Annotated in this window: 21 protein-coding genes; 10 read left to right on the forward strand and 11 right to left on the reverse strand. The window is 60.7% G+C overall.

Annotated elements, in window-relative coordinates; genetic code table 11:
• Nucleotides 1–175: 175 nt before the first annotated feature.
• The 11 genes from C5F70_RS04585 to C5F70_RS04635 all read right to left on the reverse strand — a co-directional run bounded on the left by C5F70_RS04585 (nt 176) and on the right by C5F70_RS04635 (nt 11,649).
• A complete protein-coding gene (locus C5F70_RS04585; RefSeq protein ID WP_169885755.1) occupies nt 176–811 on the reverse strand; it encodes a hypothetical protein in 636 nt (211 codons plus the stop codon).
• Nucleotides 808–1,509: a hypothetical protein gene (locus C5F70_RS04590; protein WP_104902789.1), complete on the reverse strand. Its 702-nt coding sequence runs from the start codon at nt 1,507–1,509 to the stop codon at nt 808–810. The genes C5F70_RS04585 and C5F70_RS04590 overlap by 4 nt, the downstream gene beginning before the upstream one ends.
• A gap of 104 nt (nt 1,510–1,613) precedes the next feature.
• Nucleotides 1,614–2,375: a phosphate ABC transporter ATP-binding protein PstB gene (pstB, locus tag C5F70_RS04595; protein ID WP_017847588.1), complete on the reverse strand. Its 762-nt coding sequence runs from the start codon at nt 2,373–2,375 to the stop codon at nt 1,614–1,616.
• A gap of 76 nt (nt 2,376–2,451) precedes the next feature.
• The gene (pstA, locus tag C5F70_RS04600) at nt 2,452–3,345 is read right to left on the reverse strand and encodes a phosphate ABC transporter permease PstA (protein ID WP_026140105.1); all 894 of its coding nucleotides are present in this window, start codon (nt 3,343–3,345) and stop codon (nt 2,452–2,454) included.
• Nucleotides 3,345–4,310 (reverse strand): phosphate ABC transporter permease subunit PstC, encoded by a 966-nt coding sequence (gene pstC, locus C5F70_RS04605; protein WP_026140104.1) that lies wholly within the window; start codon nt 4,308–4,310, stop codon nt 3,345–3,347. Before pstC ends, pstA begins: the two co-directional genes overlap by 1 nt.
• Before the next feature lie 74 nt (nt 4,311–4,384).
• Entirely contained in the window at nt 4,385–5,416 is a 1,032-nt protein-coding gene (gene pstS, locus C5F70_RS04610) for a phosphate ABC transporter substrate-binding protein PstS (protein ID WP_026140103.1), read from the reverse strand.
• 255 nt (nt 5,417–5,671) lie between these two features.
• Nucleotides 5,672–7,228 (reverse strand): methyl-accepting chemotaxis protein, encoded by a 1,557-nt coding sequence (locus C5F70_RS04615; RefSeq protein ID WP_104902790.1) that lies wholly within the window; start codon nt 7,226–7,228, stop codon nt 5,672–5,674.
• A 352-nt stretch (nt 7,229–7,580) separates the two neighbouring features.
• Nucleotides 7,581–7,763: a hypothetical protein gene (locus tag C5F70_RS04620; protein WP_017847583.1), complete on the reverse strand. Its 183-nt coding sequence runs from the start codon at nt 7,761–7,763 to the stop codon at nt 7,581–7,583.
• A 447-nt stretch (nt 7,764–8,210) separates the two neighbouring features.
• Nucleotides 8,211–9,017 (reverse strand): sulfite exporter TauE/SafE family protein, encoded by an 807-nt coding sequence (locus C5F70_RS04625; protein WP_017847582.1) that lies wholly within the window; start codon nt 9,015–9,017, stop codon nt 8,211–8,213.
• A 28-nt stretch (nt 9,018–9,045) separates the two neighbouring features.
• Entirely contained in the window at nt 9,046–10,716 is a 1,671-nt protein-coding gene (locus C5F70_RS04630) for a bifunctional protein tyrosine phosphatase family protein/NAD(P)/FAD-dependent oxidoreductase (protein WP_017847581.1), read from the reverse strand.
• Nucleotides 10,717–10,770: 54 nt separating this feature from the next.
• Nucleotides 10,771–11,649: an MBL fold metallo-hydrolase gene (locus C5F70_RS04635; RefSeq protein WP_017847580.1), complete on the reverse strand. Its 879-nt coding sequence runs from the start codon at nt 11,647–11,649 to the stop codon at nt 10,771–10,773.
• Between the two features lie 241 nt (nt 11,650–11,890).
• Here C5F70_RS04635 and C5F70_RS04640 point away from each other — a divergent pair, with 241 nt between their 5' ends.
• The 10 genes from C5F70_RS04640 (at nt 11,891) to gspG (ending at nt 22,984) form a co-directional block, all read left to right on the forward strand.
• Nucleotides 11,891–13,228: a sigma-54-dependent Fis family transcriptional regulator gene (locus C5F70_RS04640; protein WP_017847579.1), complete on the forward strand. Its 1,338-nt coding sequence runs from the start codon at nt 11,891–11,893 to the stop codon at nt 13,226–13,228.
• A 159-nt stretch (nt 13,229–13,387) separates the two neighbouring features.
• Nucleotides 13,388–13,564 (forward strand): cytochrome oxidase putative small subunit CydP, encoded by a 177-nt coding sequence (cydP, locus tag C5F70_RS30765; protein WP_017847578.1) that lies wholly within the window; start codon nt 13,388–13,390, stop codon nt 13,562–13,564.
• On the forward strand, nt 13,561–15,132 hold the full coding sequence (locus C5F70_RS04645) for a cytochrome ubiquinol oxidase subunit I (protein ID WP_104902791.1): 1,572 nt from the start codon (nt 13,561–13,563) through the stop codon (nt 15,130–15,132). The genes cydP and C5F70_RS04645 overlap by 4 nt, the downstream gene beginning before the upstream one ends.
• A complete protein-coding gene (gene cydB, locus C5F70_RS04650) occupies nt 15,125–16,261 on the forward strand; it encodes a cytochrome d ubiquinol oxidase subunit II (protein ID WP_017847576.1) in 1,137 nt (378 codons plus the stop codon). The genes C5F70_RS04645 and cydB overlap by 8 nt, the downstream gene beginning before the upstream one ends.
• Nucleotides 16,262–16,283: 22 nt before the next feature.
• On the forward strand, nt 16,284–16,406 hold the full coding sequence (gene cydX / locus C5F70_RS04655) for a cytochrome bd-I oxidase subunit CydX (protein WP_017847575.1): 123 nt from the start codon (nt 16,284–16,286) through the stop codon (nt 16,404–16,406).
• The gene (locus C5F70_RS04660) at nt 16,403–16,690 is read left to right on the forward strand and encodes a cyd operon YbgE family protein (RefSeq protein ID WP_017847574.1); all 288 of its coding nucleotides are present in this window, start codon (nt 16,403–16,405) and stop codon (nt 16,688–16,690) included. The genes cydX and C5F70_RS04660 overlap by 4 nt, the downstream gene beginning before the upstream one ends.
• 176 nt (nt 16,691–16,866) lie before the next feature.
• Complete coding sequence (locus tag C5F70_RS04665) at nt 16,867–19,257, forward strand: TonB-dependent receptor (protein WP_104902792.1); 2,391 nt, start codon at nt 16,867–16,869, stop codon at nt 19,255–19,257.
• Nucleotides 19,258–19,644: 387 nt separating this feature from the next.
• Nucleotides 19,645–21,354: a type II secretion system ATPase GspE gene (gene gspE / locus C5F70_RS04670; protein ID WP_104902793.1), complete on the forward strand. Its 1,710-nt coding sequence runs from the start codon at nt 19,645–19,647 to the stop codon at nt 21,352–21,354.
• Nucleotides 21,351–22,553 (forward strand): type II secretion system inner membrane protein GspF, encoded by a 1,203-nt coding sequence (gene gspF, locus C5F70_RS04675; RefSeq protein WP_104902794.1) that lies wholly within the window; start codon nt 21,351–21,353, stop codon nt 22,551–22,553. Before gspE ends, gspF begins: the two co-directional genes overlap by 4 nt.
• A gap of 20 nt (nt 22,554–22,573) precedes the next feature.
• Nucleotides 22,574–22,984, forward strand: a complete 411-nt coding sequence (gene gspG, locus C5F70_RS04680; RefSeq protein ID WP_017847570.1) for a type II secretion system major pseudopilin GspG — start codon at nt 22,574–22,576, stop codon at nt 22,982–22,984.
• Nucleotides 22,985–22,986: the final 2 nt, after the last annotated feature.

Raw genomic sequence — 22,986 nt, forward strand, 5'->3', positions numbered from 1 at the left:
GCGGCGTGCGAATACCCTCTTCCTCACCCGCAGGCCCACAACGTGTCCGGTTAGATCGGACACGATCCTGGGTAAAGGCAATGGAGCGATTTCGATGAACACACAAGAGAATGTCCAGACGGTGAAGTTTTTTTTGCAGCCATGGGCCGCGGTGATAAGCCAGGGTAACTAAAAATCACGAGGGCACAATTTCCGAGCATTGTTGTGCTGGCTTCTTGTTCCTGAACGGTTGTTGCCAAGCGAGCTGTGCTTTGACTTCCGCCACGGCATCGAGGACTTTCTGTGCCCAGCGCTCATCCTCCGGATGCACGACAACAACGCGAAAACCGTGATCACGCCCTTCAGTCCGCACGCCTTCGGAATCGTCGACATGTAAGTCGATATCGAATGCCGGCGGAAATTTCGAGGGCGCGTTCGACAGGCCATGCACCGTCAGGGCACGGTTATGCAGCATGCTGTTGACCACACCGTCGACGCGGATGCCGTACAGCAATAGCCAACGCCTGATGTAGGACGGAGTGCGACCGGACGAGGTGTAGACCCAGATACTGCAGCCCTGGCGACGTAACTCTTGGGTCAGGGAGCGTGTGCCGATACGCAGTGGTTCACCCAGCCAACGATGCACACAGGCCGGCAGCCGGCTTGGCTCGACTGCGCAGTGGTGGAGTTGGCAGGCCAGGGTGTCATCGATATCGAACGAAATGCGTATGCGCTGACGCCTGAATACGTGCATCGGGACGGCGCGCCGCATGGCGTGCCATACCCGGCTGCCGGAAGCTCGGCATTTAGCGAGCGTGGGATACCGGCTCATCGATGACCCTCCTGGTAAAGGGGCGAGGCCTTCTCGTTGAGAAGAAATTTCATTGAATCAGATGCCTGATCTTCCAGGAAGGCTGCATACTTTTTCTTGATCTTGGGCAATTCATACAACGCCTTGACGCCATGCTTGGCGGAGTTGCGTATGACCGATGACGGGTTGAAGTAGCCCTCGGCGTTTTTCAGCGTCAGCACGAATGGAGGCAAACCTGCGCGCATGAGCAAATAGCTGACGATGAGCGACCCACTGCGGTTATTGCCTTCAATAAACAACTGCGGCTTGCTGAGGATTCGCACGTAGACACCGGCTGCACGTTTCCAGACGGATTCGCTGCGATACGCACAGTACCAATTGAACAAGTCTTTTATCCCCCCCTCGACGTTGTTGAAGAAGTGTTCCTCGGTCGCCGCCAGATGTTGAGCGTATTCCCGTCGGCGTACCGGGTCCCGACCACAGAGCACGGTGGCGTTGATCTCCAGCATCAGGTTCAGTTGCTGAAGGTCGAACAGGTCTACGCCGCTTGCGACATAGCTGTCAATCAACGCATAACCTTCAAGTACATTGTGCAGCACTTCGTCAGTCAAGGGGTCGCGCGGCTCGGTAAAGTGCCTGCTGAGCTCGGAAAAGCGGCTCTGCACCTCGCGTAGCGCGCGTTCGATTGCAGGTAAATCAAGACGACGGGGTGCAGGCATTGGCAATCCTGGGAAACGGTAGATAAGCAGGTAAAACGACCGGATGCCCGCTAAAGCACCTTTGGCACTATAGCGGTATGCGGTCTTGACTGGACGTTTGCTGTTTAGCTGAACTTGCCGCTGATGTAATCCCCGGTCATTTGTTCGCGCGGGTTATCGAAAATCTGCGCCGTTGGGCCCATCTCAACCAAATAACCGGTGCGCGTGCCCTGGGAAATATCAACCGAGAAAAACGCCGTCGTGTCCGCAACACGGATGGCTTGCTGCATATTGTGGGTGACCAGGGCGATGGTGTAATCCTTCTTCAGCTCAACCATCAACTCCTCGACCCGGCGCGTCGCGATCGGGTCGAGTGCCGAACAGGGCTCATCCAGCAACAGCACTTCAGGTTCGGTCGCGATGGCGCGAGCGATACAAAGCCGTTGTTGCTGGCCGCCGGAGAGTGACAGGCCGCTGACCTTGAGCTTGTCCTTGACCTCATCCCACAGCGCCGCGCCTTGCAGGGCGTGCTTTACACGGTCTCCCAGGTCGCCTTTGTAGCGATTGAGGCGCAGGCCAAACGCAACGTTGTCGAAAATGCTCATCGAAAATGGGTTCGGCTGCTGAAAAACCATACCGATGTAACGCCGCACGACCACCGGGTCAACGCCCTTGCCATAGACGTCTTGCCCAAGGAAATGCACGTGCCCTTCAAACCGAAAGCCTTTCACCAGATCGTTCATCCGATTGAGGCTACGCAGCACGGTACTTTTGCCGCAGCCAGAAGGGCCGATGAAACCGGTGATCTTGTTTTTTTCGATCGGCACATGGCTGTCACGTACCGCCATGAAGTTGCCGTAGAAAATTTTGTCCAGCTTGCAGTCCATGACGACAGGCGCCTGGGTGACAAACGGAGCGGCTATTTGCGCAGTTGATACGTTCAAAATTCAGATGCTCCCGTTCTCAATACTTGGGCTTGCCGAAAATGCGGCTGACAATATTCACGACCAATACGATCATCACCAGCACCAGCGAGGCTGCCCATGCGAGCTCGAGTTGGTTGTCGAAGGGCATACCGGAGAAGTTGTAAATCAGCACGGCAAGCGATGCCGTCGGATTCATGACTGCCAGGCTGCCGTCGTGAAAAATCCAGTAGTTGCTGAACAGCGCGGTAAACAACAACGGCGCGGTTTCGCCCGCGGCGCGGGCCACGGCGAGCATGACGCCCGTCAGGATTGCCGGCATGCCGGTAGGCAATACGATTTTCCAGATGACCTGCGAGCGGGTACAGCCCATGCCGTAGGCCGCATCCTTCATGATTTTAGGCACCATCCTCATCGACTCTTCAGCCGTCAGCACGACGATGGGCAACATCAGTACCGCCAGTGCCACGCCACCCGCCGGTGCTGAATAGGTACCGGTGGTCATCACCACCAGCGCGTAGGCAAACACCCCGGCCAGAATGGATGGCAGGCCCGTAAGCATCTTGGCGGCAAAGCGCGCGGCGTTTGCCAGCTTGCTGTCTGGCCCCAGTTCAGCCAGAAAAATGGCCGCCATGATGCCGACCGGCACTGCGATTGCCGCCGCGATACCGACCATGACGAAGGTGCCTGCCATCGCGTTGCCGAAGCCACCGCCGGTCTCGAAACCGGTTGGCGGCAGTTCGGTGAATACCTCCAGGCTCAGGCGTGCCCCTCCGCGCGTGATCAGCATGTAGAGCACGGAAATCAGCGGCACGCTGGCCAGTAGAGCACCACCCCAGACCAGTGTGGTCAACACCAGGCTGCGCAGGGCGCGGCCTTCAAACTTGCGCTGCAGGCTTGGTAAAGCGGCTGTAGAGGAAGTGATGTCAGTCATCATTTAGTACCACGTTGGGCATAGACCATGATCATGGAACCGATGATGTTCACCAGGAGCGTGATAAACATCAGTACCAGTGCGGCGTACATCAATACTTCGATTTCGTTCGGCCCGGCTTCGGGGAAGTTCAGCGCCAACAAGGCCGCTAGCGTATTGGCCGGGGCAAACAGAGAAAGCGAGATGTTGTTCGCGTTGCCCACCAGCATGGCCAGCGCCATGGTTTCCCCCAGCGCGCGACCCAGGCCGAGGACCAGGGAGCCGAAAATACCGGTGGCAGCGGATGGCACCATCACCTTCAGAATCGCTTCCCAATGGGTCGTCCCCATGCCGTAGGCGGCTTGCTTGGTTTTCATCGGGACACCGGTGAGGGCGTCCTGCGACACGGCCGCAATGGTCGGCAGAATCATGATGGCCAGTACCAACGCCGCAGGAAGCAGCCCCGGCCCGCTCAAGGTCGTGCCAAAAAAAGGTATCCAGCCCAGTTCGCTGTTCAGCCACGCCGTAAGCGGGCGAATCGTCGGGATCACCACGTAAATCCCCCACAGGCCATAAACGACGCTGGGGATGGCCGCGAGTAATTCGACGATGGTTCGAAACACGGCTGCCAGCTTCGCCGGCAGGAAATCCTGGGTCAGGAAAATCGCCATGCTGACGCCGAAAAAGCCTGCGATCAGCAGCGCGATCAGGGCGCTGTAGAGCGTGCCCCAAATGGCCGGCAAAATGCCGTACTTGCCTTGGTTAACGTCCCAGACGCTACCGAGAAGCACATCAAAACCGTGCTTTTCCATGCCTGGAAGGGCCTTGCGTCCCACCTCGAATACCAAGGCGAAGACCAACGCCAGAATCAGAATCACCCCTATTCGTGCGAGCGCACGGAAGGTGCGATCAACCAGGAAATCCTTTGCAGAGGGTGGCTGGCAGGCAGAATCCTGGTTAACCGGTACGACAAAAGGTGTGCTCATTGGCTAACTCCGGAACAAGGGGGAAACGCTCCCGGTATGGCTGAGCGCGCATACCGAGAGAGACCTCACGTGCGTTACTGGATGTTGGCGGACGCTTTGCGAACCTCATCCACAACCGATTTCGGCAGCGGGATGTAACCCATCGAGTCGGCGATTTTCTGCCCTTCGGTCAGGCTGTATTCGACCATTTCGCGCATCGCCTTGGCCTTGGCCGGGTTCTCGTTGTGCTTGCGGAAGATCATCCATGTGTAGGACGTGATCGGGTAGGACTTGGCGCCGTCCGGATCCGGCAGCCAGGCCACCAGGCTTTCCGGCATTTTCACTGCCGCGAGGGCCTCGGCACCGCTTTCTGCGTTAGGGACAACGTACTTGCCGGCCTTGTTCTGCAGTTGGGCAAAGTCAACCTTGGCCAGCTTGGCGAAACCGTATTCGATATAGCCGATAGCGCCCGGAGTCTGGCGCACGGTCGCTGTCACACCATCGTTCTTCGGCGATTTGATGAATTTGTCGCTGGCAGGCCAGTTGACAGTGTTGCCTTCACCCAAATCTTTCTGGAACTGTGGGTTGATCGTCGCCAGATGCTTTGTGAATACCGCAGTGGTACCACTGGAGTCTGCACGCACGACAACGGTGATCGGCATATCAGGCAGTTTCAGGCCCGGGTTGGCAGCAACGATTTTAGGGTCGTTCCACTTGGTGATCTTGCCCAAGAAGATGTTGGAGTAAACGTCGCGTGGCAATTTAAGTTCTTTAGGATTGCCCGGCAGGTTAAAAGCCAACACGATTTCACCTGCCGTCATCGGCAGCAACTGCACGCCTTCGGCAACCTTGGCGATATCTTCGTCTTTCATTGCAGAGTCACTGGCGGCGAAATCGACGGTTTTGTTCAGGAAGTCCTGCACACCGGCGCCACTGCCCTTGGATTGATAATCCACAGTGACGCCTGCGGTTTTCTTACTGAAATCCTTGAACCAGGTCAGGTAGATCGGTGCCGGGAAACTAGCGCCTGAGCCGCTCAGGCGAACGCTTTCCTCAGCAAAAGCCATGGAACTTGCACAAAGAGAAACCGCAACGGCGAGTGCAGCAGACTTCATCAAATTTTTCATCGAAGGAACTCATTGTGATAACGGGCTCCCGAACTCTGCAGCACTTTCGTTAAGCTTTTATGAAAGTTGAATGGCGGGTCGCGCCAACCGCGCCAGGCGCTAGGGCCTGGCCGTTGTGCATTAGGTGGTCTAGCCTTGTTTCGCCCTTTGTTTTTTGGGGGAGGGGCTGAGGGGGCAAAGTCTGAGCCTTGCCCGCTCCTGACAGACGATCAGAAAGGGGAGTGATGGCCTCTGGCAAAGCCCAGGCCGCCGCACCTAGACCTTGAAACGCTCCACCAGCCGTTCCAGCTCATGTCCCAGCCGCGCCAGCTCGTTACTCGACGCGGCGGTTTCCTCGCAGGTGTTGGCCGTCTGGTCGGAGATGTCGCGAACGTTGATCACGCTGCGATTGATCTCCTCGGTGACGGCGCTTTGCTCTTCCGCCGCCGTCGCAATCTGCTGATTCATGGCCTGAATGATCGAGACCTTGCTGGTGATGTTCTCCAGCGCGCTGACGGCACGGTGAGTGCATTCCACGCTGCTTTCGCTCAGCAGCAGGCTGCTTTCCATGCCCGAGGCCACGGCTTGGGTGCCGCTTTGCACACCGGCGACCAGGCTCTCGATTTCTTCGGTGGAGCGCTGGGTGCGCAGGGCGAGGTTGCGCACTTCGTCGGCTACCACCGCAAAACCACGGCCGGCCTCTCCGGCGCGGGCGGCTTCAATCGCGGCGTTCAGCGCCAGCAGGTTGGTTTGCTGGGCGACGGCTTTGATCACATCCAGGACACCGCCGATTTTATCGCTCTGTTCCTGGAGGTAGCGCACAGCGTCTGCCGACTGGTTGAGTTCTGTCGCCAGGCGCTGGATCTGCTCGATGGCTTCACCCACGATCTGCTCGCCCTCGCTGGCTTGCTGATCGGCGGCCGACGCAGCGACGGAAGCTTCCTCGGCGTTGCGTGCGACGTTGTGGACGGTGGCAGTCATCTCGTTCATTGCGGTGGCGACATGATCCGTTTCGGCTTTCTGGGTGCTGATCCCCGAATTCGTTTGCTCGGTCACCGCCGACAGTTGTTCGGCCGCGCTGGCAACCTGAATGACGCCGGATCGAATGCCATCGATCAGCTCATGAAGGTTGAGCATCATCTGCTGAAGGCCCGACTGCAGTTGGCCCAGCTCATCGCGCCGGGTCACCGTCACATGCTCGGTCAAATCGCCCCGGGCAATGCGGTTCACCGCCTGGAGTGTGTGTTGCAGTGGATTGACGATTTGCCGTGTGATCACCCATGCGGCGAGCGCGCCCAGCAGCAGCGCCAGGGTCGCGACGAGGCTCAGCGAGGCCTTGGCGGACGCGGCATCGGTATCGCGTTTGGTGTTTTGCGATTCAATCAGCTTTTGTGTGGTGTCGAGCAACACGTCGCCCAACTGGCCCATCCGTTTAAACAAGGGCGCCTGGTCAATGTTGGGGGTGGCCAATTCATGCAGCAGTTGCCCGTACCCTTTGACTGCATTTTCCTGCTGTTGAATCAGGTTTTGATCCTGTGGGTCGACGAACGTATCCCCGATACTGTCCAAGTGGGCTGCGAGGCGATCCAGGGTTTGCTGCAGCGGTTGATAGGCATCCGGTTGGGTGCTCGTACCGATGCGTAGGCGAATGATTCGCAAGTCTTTGGTGTAATCGCTGACCTGAGCAATTTCCTCAACCTTGAGCCCGCGGTCGGTCAATGTCACCACTGCGTACCAGCCGGTCGCGGCCAGCAACAACGCAAGCCCCAGTACCAGGCCGAATCCCAAACTTAATTTAGCACTGACTCGGATATTGCTGATCCAGCCGAACATATGGACTCCAGTGAGTAACGCAGGTTGATTGATCCGTTATCCCCTGAATGTCGACCATCCCTCCCAATGCTTTAGCACTAGTGTGACGATCATGCTGATCCAGATGGCAATTCGGGCCATGTATGAAAAATATCAGGATGCGAGGGAGATTGATTGGCGGTGCGACTGAAAGGATACAGCTCCACGTCTGTCGGGCGTTGGCGGAGTTGTCGGCTATTCAACTAAGGTGGCTTTTTCGACACGCGTAGTGCGGCTTTGTACTTTAGTCGAATATTCAGCTGGCCCGAGTTCTGGCGGGCGCTGTTTTCGGCGCGCGAACGACCGAAAAGAGTGCAGGGCCGTACTGATAAGTCTAAATCTTGATCGCTTTTTTCAGATAGGAAAACAGCTGGTCCTGGCAGGCCCTGTATTGATTTTCAAGGTGTTCGACTTCCCACATGCGAGCCAGCCATACCTCATCACAGGCCGCTTCCAAATGATTGACAGTTGTCATCCAGGCGGTTTGGGCGTTAGCCGTCGCTTGGAGTAATTGCAACAGCTCCTCATTTATCGGAAGGGTATTCGGTGAAGAGGGGATGGGCGACATTCAAAGTACCGGGAATCAATTTTAATAGTGGATGGTTTTTCTATTACACACTATAAAACGCTGTCCGCGAAAGGCAGTATTCGACTAATGGCTAACGGGTGAGGCGGTAAAGTTCAATTCCTTTGGGGCGCCTATTCATGCGATTTATAATGTTGCGCGCGCACTTATAGTATTTTCTCGGATTAAGCCAGTGATTCGATTCAGCCGATAAGTTGGATATTTATTTAGCCTTTATCTAATAACGTGCCGCGCGGGTACTTGTATCTTGGTGGCCCGGGTGATCAACGGCTGCCACGATGGCCCGCCAATGCCCACGCCTGCCAGGCACGACCGAAGCGTGACGTTGAACCCTGACAGGCGTGTTTCACGCACGCCTGGAAAGTCGGGAATCCGCGCTCACGATCCAAGCGCTTTGACCAGCAGGGCCACCGCCACCAGCATCGACACGGCGGCAAATCCGCGTTGCAAGTGCGGGCCTGCCAGCCGCGCCGCGATCAGGCGCCCGCCGGCCATTCCAAACAAGGCGCCCACGGAGAACGGCAGGGCCACGGCCCACTGCAAATGCCCGGCCGCCGAGCTGGCGGCCACGCCGGCCATCGACACCAGCGCAATCACCGCCAGCGACGTCGCCAGCACCGACTGCGCGGTCAAATTGGTGTAGCGCTGCAGCGCCGGCACCATCACAAAGCCGCCACCCACGCCGAGCAACCCCGAAAGCCCGCCCGCGATCACGCCCGACACCGTGAGCGCCCAGGCGCACGGCGCCGTCCAGTTCAGCTTGCCGCGTTGGGCGTCCAATACGCAGGGCGGCGGTTTGGTCGCGACGGCGGCCTTCGACGCCGGGGACGGCGGCAACGACCGTTTGAATACCCGGAACGCCACGTACATCAGCACGCAGGCAAACAGGATCGTCAACGGACGATTCGGCGTGCGCTGCGCCAACCACAGGCCCAGGGGCGAGCAGATGATCCCGGCGGTGGCGATCAATAGCGCCGCTTTGTAGCGGACGGTGCCGTTTTTCAGGCCCATCACCGCGCCCAGCGTCGCGGCCAGGCCCACCGCCAACAACCCGATGGGCCCGGCCTCGGCCATGCTCAAGCCCGCCCCAAACACCAGCAACGGCACCGCGAGTATGCCGCCGCCGGCGCCGGTCAGGGCCAGAATCACGCCGACTGTCAGCCCGAGCAGTAAGACGATGATCATCTCAGTCTCCTTGCGTTCAGCGCTGATTTCATTGGTCGGTCAACTCGGGTTTCGCCAGCCATTCGCGGCCCTTGAGCATACCCTTCCAATACAGCGGCGGAAGAATCCGCTCTTTGAGCAGCCACGCCAGCCGGGAAGGGCGGGTGCCGTCGATCAGCCATGACGGGAAGCTGGGAGCGACCTTGCCGCCATAGGTGAACTCCGCCAGGACGATCTTGCCGCGCTCCACCGTCAGCGGGCAGGAGCCGTAACCGTCGTACTGCGCGCAGCCGTTGGCCTTGCCCATGGCCGCCAGCACGTTATGCGCCACCACTGGCGCCTGCTTGCGCGCAGCGGCCGCAGTCTTGGCGTTGCTCGTGTTGGCCGCGTCGCCCAGCGCATGGATATTGGCAAAGGTTTTGTGACGCAGCGTTGCGGGGTCGACATCGATCCAGCCGGCCGCGTCAGCCAACGGGCTGACCCGAATGAAGTCCGGCGCGACCTGCGGTGGCACCACATGCAGCAAATCAAACTCACGGGTCAGCACACGGGGGCTGCCATCCGGGTTCACGCCGCTGAACGTGGCCGTCCGCGCCGGGCCATCGACGCGGGTGAGGGTGTTGCCGAAATTCAGGTCGATGCCGTAAGCGGTGACGTATTCCATCAGCGCGGGCACATAGTCGGGAACCCCGAACAGCACCGCGCCGGCGCTGTAGAACTCGATCTCGACGGCATCCAGCACACCGCTGCGTTTCCAGTGGTCGGCCGATAAGTACATGGCTTTTTGCGGCGCCCCAGCGCATTTGATCGGCATCGGCGGCTGCGTGAAAATCGCCCGGCCACCCCGCAGTTGCTGAACCTTTTCCCAGGTATAAGGCGCCAGGTGATACAGGTAATTGGAGGTCACGCCGTTGCGGCCCAGGGTCTCCGACAACCCCTCGATGGCATGCCAATCGAGCTTCAGGCCGGGGCACACAATCAGTTGCTCGTATTTGACGACCCGGCAGCCATCCAGAATCACTGCGTTTCGCTCAGGTTCGAAAGCCGCCACCGCCGCCTTGATCCAATGCACGCCGCGGGGCAGGGTGGTGCCCATGGTGTGCGCCGTTTGGCGCGCATCGAACACACCACCGCCGACCAGCGTCCAGCCGGGTTGGTAGTAATGCACATCGGCCGGGTCGACGATCGCAATGTCGAGCCCCGGCGCGCGGGCCAGCAGGCTGGAGGCGGTGGCGATACCCGCCGCGCCGGCGCCGATGATGACCACGGTATGTTGTGCTTCGGCCACTTCGACCGGCGTGCGGCCCTGGTTCGCGATCCGCCGGATCACGCCTTTCATATCGAAGCCGGCTTTTTTGGCGCTTTCGACGATGTGCGGCAGGTCGTGCTGACCTGCTTGCGACAGCGCCCACATCGTTGTCGAGCGCATCCCGGACCGGCAATAAGCCAACACCGGCTTGGGCAGCGTTTCCAGCAACTCGCCGAAGGCAATCCCCTGCTCGTCGGTGACTTTGCCCGACTCGGCGGGAAGGTAGTGCGCTTCGATGCCGACCGCGTCGGCGGCGCGTTTGATTTCGGCAAACAACGGTTGGTCACTGCCTTCGCCATCGGGGCGGTTGCAGATGACGGCACGAAAGCCGGCGGCTTTCAGTTCGGCCAATTGGCTGGGGAAAATCTGTTCTGATACTGATAAAGCAGGCGCAAGGCGGCGGATATCCATAAGTGTCTCCGTTATGGGTATTTTTCTTATGATTTTTTTTAGGGTGGGGGAATGTCAGGCGACGTTGAGTGGAATTTTCAGGTAGCGAATCCCGTTCGATTCAGGCTCGGGCAAATGCCCGGCTCGCATGTTGACCTGGACCGAGGGCAGGATCAGGGTCGGCATGTCCATCGAGGCATCCCGCTTGGTACGCATCGCCACGAACTCCTCCTCACTGATGCCATTACGCACATGCACGTTCTGCTCGCGCTGTTCGGCAACGGTGCTGACGAATTGCACCTCGCGGCCACCCGGCTGGTAGTCGTGGCACATATACAGCAATGTATCCGCCGGCAGGCTCAACACTTTGTTGATTGACTGGAACAGCGTGCGCGCATTGCCGCCGGGGAAGTCGCAGCGGGCAGTGCCGTAGTCGGGCATGAACAGCGTGTCGCCGACGAAGGCCGCCGTTTCGCTGCCATCGCTGACGACATAAGTCATGCAGGCCGGCGTATGGCCGGGTGTATGCAGTGCGGTGCAATGCAGCGTGCCAATGCTGAACGACTCGTCGTTGACGAACAGGTGATCGAACTGACTGCCATCGCGGGGCATATCGCTACCGGCATTGAACAGCGTGCCGAAGACCTTTTGTACCGTCGAAATCTGGCTGCCGATGCCGATCTTCCCGCCGAGCTTTTCTTTCAGGTAGGGCGCGGCGGTCAGGTGGTCGGCGTGGACGTGGGTCTCGAGAATCCACTCGACCTGCGCATTCAGCTCGCTCACCCGCGCGATCAGGCGGTCGGCGGACGTGGTGGCGGTGTGGCCGGATTTAGGGTCGTAATCCAATACGCTGTCGATGATCGCGCAGTGGAGGGTGGTCTCGTCCAGTACCAGATAGCTGACGGTGTTGGTAGCAGAGTCGAAGAAGCCTTCGACGTGAAGTTTGACGCGCATGAACTGTCTCCTTAGGGGGGGCTTTTTTTCGAGCCGCTTAGACTAAGGACTGACATAGCAATAAGTTTGCCAGGCCATGGTTTTGCCGAAATAGCCTAATATCCAATTGATTTTATTGGGCTTTGTGTTTCTGTATAGGGGTATTCAGGCCTGTATCTGGGGGATTCTTCTGCCATTGGCAGTGCCTTGACAGAGGTGGCAGTGCCACAACAGGATGGAAAAATGGATTCCAGGAGCCATGATGAAGACTTTTCTGCCTACCCCAGCCAACGCCGTCCCACACCCGGATCAAGTGCAGTCGCTTGTTTCGTTTCTGGAACACGAACCCAATCCGATGATCGTGCTCGATCCGGACTACAACATCCTGGCAGCCAACACGGCCTATCAGCGCCAGTTCGGCAGCGCTGACAAACCCTTTATCGGCCATAAGTGTTATCAGATCTCACACCATTACGACGTCCCTTGTGACCAGGCGGGTGAGAATTGCCCGATGAAGAAGGCCCAGGAAAAGCGCGGGCCGGATCGTGTCTTGCACATCCACCACACGCCTCGGGGGCCTGAGCATGTCGACGTCGAATTACGGCCGATCCTCGACGAAAATGGGGCGATCACCGCTTATGTTGAGCGCCTAACGCTGGTGCGCAGCGCCTCGGCGCGGCCGAGCAACGAAGGGCTGGTCGGCTGTTCACCGGCCTTCAACCTTGCCCTGTCGGAACTGCAGCGGGTGGCGCCGTCCATGCTGCCGGTGCTGCTTCTGGGCGAGTCGGGTACCGGCAAGGAGCTGTTCGCGCGCGCCGTCCATGAAACCAGCGAACGGGCCAGCGGGCCGTTTGTCGTGGTGGATTGCTCGGGCTTGACCGAAACACTCTTTGAGAGCGAGCTGTTCGGCCATGAAAAAGGCGCCTTCACCGGCGCCATCAGCCGCAAGCCCGGCTTGGTCGAAACCGCCCAGGGCGGCACATTGTTCCTGGATGAGATTGGCGATGTGCCGTTGGCCATGCAGGTCAAACTGTTGCGCCTGATCGAATCGGGCACCTATCGCCGGGTCGGCAGTGTCGAAACCTTCCACGCCAATTTCAGGTTGATTGCCGCCACCCACAAGCCGCTGGAAAAAATGATGGAAAAAGGCGAGTTCAGGCAGGACCTGTACTACCGCATCAGCGCCTTCCCCATTCATTTGCCGCCCTTGCGCAACCGGGTAGAAGACATCGCCTTGCTGGTGAATTCATTCCTGCAACGGCGTGGTGCCGGCAAACGTCGACTGACCATCGATGCCGAAGCCCTGGCAGCCCTGCAGCAGTACTCATGGCCAGGCAATGTGCGTGAGTTACGCAACGTCCTGGAAAGGGCGAGCCTGTTCGCTGACGATGGGGTCATCCGCGCCATCCATTTACCCCAGGCCACCGTGGCGCCGCCACCTCAGGCTGCGCCTGCGCCTGCGGCTTCGACGCCGTTCGACGGCAGCACACTGGCGCAGGCCCTGGCCACATTCAAAGGCACCCGCAGTGAACTGGCCAAGCACCTGGGGATCAGCGACCGGACCTTGTACCGGCGCCTGAAGGAACAAGGCCTGGCCTAGCCCTCTACGACTGCCAGTGACTGCCAAGCTGCCAGACTGGCAGCGCATTGACCAGCAGCGGTGCGCCAGGGCTACCGCTAAAAAACCAATAACCAATTGTTTTATAACGATAAAAATAGAAGATCTGGCTTTGGCATGCCCTGTGCTTACTGCATAGACATGACTATTTCCGACAAACGCCTACTACGCCATCTACTCACCGCGGTGCTGATCAAGCTCGTGCTGCTGAGCGTGCTGTGGTGGCTGTTCATCCGGGATTCGCACGTCAGTGTCGACCCGAACATCGTCGGCAACCGTTTCGGTGTACCCACCTCGACTCAAGGGGCAAGCAAGTGATCTCAGAACAACTGGTGGATTTGTCACGGCTGCAGTTCGCAGCTACTGCGCTTTACCACTTTCTATTCGTACCGCTGACGGTTGGCATGGTCTGGCTGCTCGTCATCATGGAAAGCGTCTATGTGATGACCGGGAATGTCATCTGGAAGGACATGACGCGCTTCTGGGGCAAGTTATTCGGCATTAACTTCGCCCTGGGTGTGACAACCGGTATCACCATGGAATTCCAGTTCGGTACCAACTGGGCGTACTACTCCCACTACGTGGGCGACATCTTCGGTGCGCCGCTGGCCATCGAAGGCTTAATGGCGTTCTTCCTCGAATCGACCATGATCGGTCTGTTCTTCTTTGGCTGGGATCGCCTGAAGAAAGAGCACCACTTGCTGGTCACGTTGCTGATGGCCATCGGTACCAACCTGTCGGCGCTGTGGATTCTGATCGCCAATGGCTGGATGCAGAACCCGGTGGGATCGGAATTCAGCTACATCACCATGCGCATGGAGATGGTCGATTTCTGGGCGGTGGTGTTCAACCCGGTCGCCCAGGCCAAGTTTGTGCACACGGTGTCGGCCGGTTATGTCACCGGTTCGATGTTCGTGCTGTCGATTTCCAGCTGGTACCTGCTCAAGCGTCGTGATGTCGAGTTTGCCAAACGCAGCTTCCGGGTGGCGGCGGCGTTCGGCCTGGCGTCGGTGCTGAGCGTGATCGTGCTGGGGGATGAATCGGGTTACACCGTGGGTGAGGCGCAGCAAACCAAGCTGGCGGCCATGGAAGCCATGTGGGAAACCAAACCCGCGCCGGCGGGCCTGACCTTGCTGGCCAGCATCAACGAAGCCGAGTCCAAGAATAATTGGGAAGTCGATGTACCGTGGGTGATGGGCTTGATCGGCACGCGCTCGGTCAGCAAGCAGATCCCAGGCATTCATGACATCAAAGCGAAAAACCGCGCGCGCATCCTGCGTGGCATTACCGCCGTCAATGCGCTTGAAGCCCTGCGGGCCGATCGCACCGATAAGGCGGCGTTCGATACCTTCGAAGAGTACAAAGCGGACCTCGGCTTTGGCTTGCTGCTGAAAAAGTACGTTGAAGACGTCAACCAGGCCACGCCGGAGATCATCGACAAGGCGGTGAACGATACCGTACCGCACGTGACCCCGATGTTCTGGTCGTTCCGGGTCATGGTCGCGATGGGCTTCGCCATGCTGCTGCTGTTCGGTCTGGCTTTCTGGAGTACCTTGCAGTCGGCCTGCACACGCCGCCGCTGGCTGCTGCGTTGGGCCCTGTGCATGCTGCCTGCGCCTTGGCTGGCCTGTGAGTTGGGCTGGTTCGTCGCTGAATATGGCCGTCAACCCTGGACCATCTACGGCGTGCTGCCCACTCACATGAGTGTTTCCACCCTTAGCGTCAATAACATCTATGGCTCGCTGGCAGGCTTCGTCGGTTTCTACACCGTGCTGCTGGTGGTTGAAATGTTCCTGATGGTCAAGTTCGCCCGCCAGGGGCCGGGTAGCCTCGGAACCGGCCGTTATGCCCACGATGCCAACATGAAGGAACTCCACCATGTTTGATTACGTCACCCTGAAACTTATCTGGTGGGCACTGGTCGGCGTACTGCTGATCGGCTTCGCCATCATGGACGGCCACGACATGGGCGTCGGCACCTTGCTGCCCTTCGTCGGCCGCTCGGACGTGGAACGCCGCGTCGCGATCAACACCGTGGGGCCGCACTGGGACGGCAACCAGGTGTGGTTCATCACCGCGGGCGGGGCGCTGTTCGCCGCGTGGCCGGTGGTGTACGCCACCGCGTTCAGCGGGTTCTATTGGGCGATGATTCTGGTCCTGTGGGCGCTGTTCTTCCGCCCGGTGGGGTTTGACTATCGCAGCAAGATTCACAATGCCAAATGGCGCAGCACCTGGGACTGGGGCCTGTTCATCGGCGGCGCCGTACCACCGCTGGTGTTCGGCATCGCGTTCGGCAACCTGCTGCAAGGCGTACCGTTCCACTTCAGTAACTTGCTGGTATCGACATACACCGGGAGTTTCTGGCAACTGCTGAACCCCTTCGCGCTGCTGACCGGTGTGGTGAGCAGTGCAATGATCACCCTGCAAGGCGGTACCTACCTGGCGCACCGCACTGAAGGCGTGATCCAGGCTCGCGCCATCAAGGGCGGGGTTGGCGCGGCGCTGGTGCTGATGTGCACATTCGTCATTGCCGGGGTGTGGTTGCAGTCGATCGACGGCTATCGCATTACCTCGGTGGTGGACATCGCCGGGCTGCCGGACATTCTCAACAAGACCGTGGTACGCGAAGCCGGCGCCTGGATGGCCAACTATGGTCATTATCCAGCGCTGTGGCTGCTGCCTGCGCTGGGCCTGGCGGGCGCCGCCGGTGCCGCATTGTTGATGCTGATGCGCCGCACCCTGGCCGCATTTGTCGCCTCGTCGCTCGCGGTGGTCGGTGTGATCAGCACCGCCGGTGTGTCCATGTTCCCGTTCGTCATGCCGTCTTCGACCGTGCCTGCGGCCAGCCTGACCGTGTGGGACAGCGTGGCCAGTCATCTGAGCCTGGCGATCATGTTCTGGGCCACGTTGATCTTCATGCCGCTGATCGTGATCTACACCTCGTGGGCCTATCGCGTCATGCGCGGCAAGGTCACCGTGGCACAGATCAAAGCCAACGAACATTCGGCCTACTAACGCCATCAGAGGAGCAAAGACTATGTGGTATTTCGCCTGGATGCTGGGAGTCGGTTTCGCCTTGTTGCTGGCCATATTGAATGCGATGTGGGGCGAGAACGAAGCGGGGCGTGCCCTGAGCGACCGTGAGGAGCCGCGGCCATGATGCCGCGTGTCGCCGAGGCTCCGGCGCCCTCACGCATTCACCCGCTGAGCTTGCTTATCGCGATCGCGATCATGCTGGTGTGTACGCTCTATCCGCCCCTGATGGCCACCCCGGACGGCAAAGCTGATCATGGGCTGGCAATGGCCTTGTTCGCGGCGATGAGTGTGGCCTTTGTGCGGGGCGTGGGGTTCGTGCCGCGTGCGCGCGTGTGGCGCTGGCTGTTCTCGGGCTGGACCTGCTTTGCCGCGCTGGCACTGGCTGGCTGGTTGAAGTTCCTACACTGAAAACGGACGATCCCGACGCCACCGTGGCGGCTCTGCGCGGCGCCGGGATCGTCGAGTCAACCTGTCGGTTGATTGAGCCTTAGTGGTTATTTGCTAGAAAAAGCGCGGAAGCCTGTCCCTTTTTTTCACCTCGCCTGTCATTCCAGGTAAGTGAACAAAATCGAGAGCTTCCGCCCATGCCCGCCGTCCGCCCCTTGCTCAAACTGAGCCTGATGCTGAGCCTCAGCGCCAGCCCACTGTTTACCCCGATCAGCTATGCCGAAGACACCGCCACCCGCCGCAGCTACCAAGTGCCGGCCGGTAGCCTGGGTGCCGCGTTGACCCGTTTCGCCGGGTTGTCGGGGGTCAACCTGGCGGTGGACCCGGCGCTGGTCAGTGGCCGCGGTAGCAGTGGTTTATCCGGCGAGTACGCGGTGGAAGAAGGTTTTGCCCGCCTGCTGCAAGGTTCCGGCCTGCAACTGCAGCCGATGGGGGAGCAGGCCTACATGCTGGTGCCGGTGCCGCAGGGCAGCAGCCTGCAACTGGCGCCGACCGCCATCCTCGGGACCCGCAGCGAAGCCGACGGCGATATCTACGCCGGTGGGCAAGTGGCGCGACGCGGTTCGCAGGGCCTGCTGGGCTCGCGGGACTTCATGGACACGCCCTTCAGCATGACCACCTACACCCAGGCGGCGGTGAAGAACCAGCAGGCGCGGACCCTCGGCGACCTGATCGCCAGCGACCCGTCGGTGCGCGCCACCAACCCGGCGGGTGGGCGCTATGAACAGTTCACCATTCGCGGGTTCAGCCTGTTCAACAGTGATGTGGCCTACAACGGCCTGTACGGCGTGTTGCCGACCTACACCATCGACATGGAAATGGCCGACCGCGTCGACATCGTCAAAGGCCCCAGCCAATTGATCAACGGCATCTCGCCGCGCGGCAGTGTGGGCGGCGGGATCAACGTGGTGCCCAAGCGCGCCACCGACAAGGACATCACCTCGTTCACCGGCACCTGGGCCTCCGATAGCCAGGCTGGCGGCGCGGTGGACGTGGGCCGGCGTTTCGGCGAGGACAACAAGTTCGGCCTGCGCTTCAACGGCGTGAAACAGGCCGGTGACACCGAGTGGGATCACCAGCGTGTCGACCGTGAAATGGCCGTGCTGGGCCTGGACTTTCGCGGTGAGCGCCTGCGCCTTTCCAGCGATATCGGCCATACCGAGCGCGACACCAACGCCCCGCAGGAGCGCGTGCAGGTGGCCGCCGCGGCCCCGGTGCCAAGCGCCAACGATGTACGCCGCAACTACGCGCAGTCGTGGAGCAAGGCCAGCACCAACGACACGTTTGGCACGCTCAATGCCGAGTTCGACCTCAGCGATAACCTGATGCTCTACGGCGGTGTCGGCGCGCGCAAAAGCAACCACGACTTCCTGCGTCACGCCGTTTCCGTCAGCAACAGTGCAGGGGATTTCAGCGTGCAGCCGCGCGACTTCAGCCGCGATGAAAATGTGCGTACCGCCACGGCAGGCGTGCGCAGCGGGTTCCATACCGGGCCGGTGAGCCACGAGGTCAACCTGGCGGCCAGCTACTTCTTCATGGACTTCACCAACGGCGGCGCACGCTATGCGGCGCCGCCGAGCAATCTTTACAACCCGGTGCAAACACCGACGCCGTCCACCGCCATCCGCCAGGATGCGCAGGTATACACCGAGAATAAATTCAGCGGCGTGGCGTTGTCCGACACCCTGGGCTTTTTCGACGATCGCCTGCTGCTGACCCTCGGCGCACGCTGGCAGCGGGTGAAGGTGGAGGACTGGACCAACAACGTCAAAGGCGACACCGCCTACGACGAAGAAAAAATCTCGCCGTCCGGCGGCATCCTGTTCAAGGCCACCGACGCGCTGTCGCTGTACGCCAACTACCTGGAAGGCCTGAGCCAGGGCAAGGTCGCGCCTTCCACCTCGGTCAACGAAGATGAAATCTTCCCGCCGTTCATCAGCCGCCAGGTGGAAGTCGGCGCCAAATACGACGCCGGTGCGTTCGCCGTGACCGCCGCGGTGTTCCGCATCAAGCAACCGGCCTATGAAACCAACGCGACCTCGCGGGTGTTCGGCCCCAACGGCAAGCGCCAGAACGACGGCGTGGAACTCAGCCTGTTCGGCGAACCGCTCAAGGGCCTGCGCCTGCTGGGCGGCGTGATGTACATCAACAGCGAATTGACCCACACCACCAACGGTACGTTCGATGGCAACCGCGCCCCGGCCACGCCCAAGTACAACGTCAACCTCGGCGCGGAATGGGACGTGCCACGCCTCGAAGGCCTGACCCTGACCACGCGCGGCATCTACTCCAGCTCGCAATACCTGGACCAGGCCAACACCAAGGAAATCGACGCCTGGAACCGCATCGACGTGGGCGCGCGGTATGCGTTCAAGGTCGATGACAAACACATCACCCTGCGCGCGAATGTGGAAAACGTCGCCGATAAACGCTACTGGAGCTCGGCGGGCGCGTCGGACGACAGCGAACCGGGGCTGACCTTGTCGACGCCGCGGACTTACCTGTTGTCGGCGACGGTCGACTTCTGACTGGCCGATCGTCTGTGTTTACTATCACGCGGCAAACCCAGCGTTCAGCGGCAATGAAGATCAATAACAAGGTTGTTTGAAAGTTTGAGCTTGATGCGCGTCGAGGAAAAACTTCGGCGCCTGGCTCTGATTGGTGAAGTGGCTAATTGCAATTAGCTGAATCCTTGGGTGTCGGCTTGGAGGCTTTAAATCAAGGCTTTCGCGGCTGTTTAAAGGCGGTTGCAGGCTATTCTTTTCAGTTTGTTTCCCCGCTTCAGGAACTAGCGCTGGAACTTCCAGTCGATTAACCCAGTTAACTCCGACTGCGGCGTGGCGAACTAATGGCATTTTATTTTTATATCCAGTAGTTCCAAATAGCCATACTTTCTCGCAACTAGACACCCCACTATGTCGTCAATGCCCATCGATGCCTGCCATACGCAGATACCGCACACCGACCGCGTGTGCGCGTGGCTGATGCAGCACGCCGGGCTGAAAACCGTCGACCTGGAGCGCGCCCGGCGCTTGTCCCTGGACGGCAGCGACCTGCTCGGCCTGCTCACGCGCCTGGGGCTGGTGTCCGAAGTCGAACTGGCGCGCGCCTGGGCCGAGTTGCTCGGCGCGCCGCTGTTGCTCGCCGATGCCGCGCCGCCGTTGCTCGACCCGTTGCCCGCGCTCACCGAGCGCTTCATGCGCCATTACCAAGTGGTGCCCATGGGCTGGGCCCACGGCGGGCTGCGCGTGCTTGCGGCCAACCCGGCGCAGCATTATCCCTTCCAGGCCCTGGCCTACGCCTGTGATGTGCCAGTGTGGCTGGCCATTGGCCCGCGCACTGAAGTCGAGACGCTGATCGAGCGCTATTACGGCCAGGGCCGTTCCGCCATGGGCACCCTGATCGAGAACCTCGATGAGCAGGGCGGCGCGCTGGAAGATATCGAACACCTCAAGGACATGGCTTCCGAAGCGCCGGTGATCCGCCTGGTCAACCTGATCCTGCAGCGGGCGGTGGAGCAGCGTGCGTCGGACATCCATATCGAACCCTTCGAAAACCAACTCAAGGTGCGCTACCGCATCGACGGCGTGCTGCACGACGCCGAAGCGCCGCCGGCCAGTTCGTCGGCGGCGGTGATCTCGCGGGTGAAGATCATGGCGCGCCTGGACATCGCCGAGCGGCGCTTGCCCCAGGACGGGCGAATCATGCTGCGCATCCAGGGCAAGGCGCTGGACTTGCGGGTGTCCACGGTGCCGACCAGCTTCGGCGAGTCGGTGGTCATGCGCCTGCTCGACCGGCAAACCGTGCAGTTCGACTTCCCCAGTCTGGGCTTCGACGGCGAGCGCCTGGCCGCCTTCCTCGACGTGCTCGAACGGCCCCACGGCATCCTGCTGGTCACCGGGCCCACCGGCTCCGGCAAGACCACTACGCTCTACACCGCGCTGGCGCGGCTCAACAGCGCCGAGCGCAAGATCATCACCGTCGAAGATCCGGTGGAATACCAGCTCGAAGGCATCAACCAGATCCAGGTCAAGCCGGCCATCGGCCTGGACTTCGCTGGCGCGCTGCGCTCCATCGTGCGCCAGGACCCGGACGTGATCATGATCGGCGAGATCCGCGACCTGGAAACCTGCCGCATCGCGATCCAGTCGTCGCTCACCGGCCATCTCGTACTCTCCACCCTGCACACCAACAGCGCCGCCGCGAGCATCACGCGCCTGCTGGACATGGGCGTGGAAAGTTACCTGATCGCCTCGACCGTCAGCGGCATCCTCGCGCAGCGCCTGGTGCGGCGCCTGGACCCGGCGACCCGCGTCGCCTTCGAAGCGCCGCCGGAGTTGATCGAGGAACATGGCCTGCAACGTTTCACCTATGAGCGCCCGATCTTGCTCTACCGCCCCGGCGCCGAAGGCGGCTACCACGGCCGCAGCGCGATCACTGAATTGCTGGTGATGAACGACGAACTGCGCGGCCTGCTGATGCGCCACGCCGATGCCGCGACGCTGGAGCAGGCCGCCCGACGTGCGGGCCTGCGCACCTTGCATGAAGAAGGCCTGCGCCAGGCAGTGGCGGGCGTCACCTCGCTGGAAGAAGTGCTGCGCGTCACCCGTGGAGATGGCGCGTGAGTCTGTTCACCTTCCGTGCCCTCGACAGCCAGGGCGTGACCCAGCGCGGCACGCTGCAAGCCAAGGATCAGAGCGCCGCCATCGCGATCCTGCACAAGCGCGGCTGGCTGCTGTTGCAGATCGACGCCGCCGGCCGCCAGGGCCTGCGCCATGCCTTGCGGCGCGGGCCGTTGACGGGCGCGACGTTGGTGAGTTTCACCCAGCAGTTGGCGACGTTGCTCGGCGCCGGTCAGCCGCTGGAACGTTCCCTGGGCTTGCTGCTCAAGCAGCCCGGCCAGCCTCAAGTGCGTGTACTGATCGAGCGTATCCGTGACCACGTCAAGGCGGGTAGACCGTTATCCGCCGCGCTGGAAGAAGAGGGCAGCACCTTTTCCCCGCTGTACCTGAGCATGGTGCGTGCCGGTGAAGCCGGCGGCGCGCTGGAAAGCACCCTGCGCCAACTCAGCGACTACCTCGAACGCAGCCAGCGGCTGCGCGGCGAGGTGATCAATGCGCTGATCTATCCGGCGTTCCTGGTGGTCGGCGTGCTCGGCTCCCTGGCGTTGCTGCTGGCGTATGTGGTGCCGCAGTTCGTGCCGATCTTCCAGGACCTGGACGTGCCGATTCCGTTGATCACCGAAGTGATTCTGGCCCTCGGCCAATTCCTCGGCGCCTACGGCCTGCTGCTGTTGGCCGGGTCGAGCGTCGCGCTGGGCACCCTGGCGGCACGCCTGCGCGACCCCCGGCGCCGCGAACGCTACGACCGCCGCCTGCTTGGCCTGCGCGTGCTCGGCCCGTTGTTGCAGCGGGTCGAAGCGGCGCGCCTGACACGCACCCTGGGCACCTTGCTGAGCAACGGTGTGGCCTTGCTGCCTGCGTTGGTCATCGCCCGACAGGTCTGCACCAACCGCGCGTTGCAGGCCCAAGTGGCCGAGGCCGCCGAGTCGGTGAAAGGCGGCGGCACCCTGGCCAGTGCGTTCGGTGCGCAACCGCTGCTGCCCGAGCTGGCCCTGCAAATGATTGACGTCGGCGAACAGGCCGGTGAGCTGGACAGCATGCTGCTCAAGGTCGCCGACATCTTCGACATCGAAGCCAGGCGCGGCATCGAGCGCCTGCTCGCCGCGCTGGTGCCGTCCCTCACCGTGGTCATGGCGCTGCTGGTGGCCGTGATCATGCTGGCGATCATGCTGCCGTTGATGAGCCTGACCAGCCATATATGAACCTTCAAGGAACCCGATCGATGAGAACTCAACGCCGTCAAAGCGGTTTCACCCTGCTGGAAATGCTCGCGGTAATCGTGCTGCTGGGCATTGTCGCGACCATCGTGGTGCGCCAGGTCGGTGGCAATGTGGACAAGGGCAAGTACGGCGCGGGCAAGGCGCAACTGGCCAGCCTGAGCATGAAAATCGACAGCTACGCCCTGGATGTCGGCTCACCGCCCAACAGCCTGCAGCAATTGGTGCACAAGCCCGGCAACGCCAGCAGTTGGGCCGGGCCGTATGCCAAGCTGTCGGAGCTGAAAGACCCGTTCGGCCATGCATTCGGCTATCGCTTCCCGGGCGAACACGGCGCCTTCGACCTGATCTTCTACGGCCAGGACGGCCAACCGGGCGGCGACGGCTACAGCGCCGACCTGGGCAACTGGGAATAACC

It is taken from the genome of Pseudomonas sp. LH1G9, from assembly GCF_002949975.1.
Classification (GTDB): Bacteria; Pseudomonadota; Gammaproteobacteria; order Pseudomonadales; family Pseudomonadaceae; genus Aquipseudomonas; species Aquipseudomonas veronii.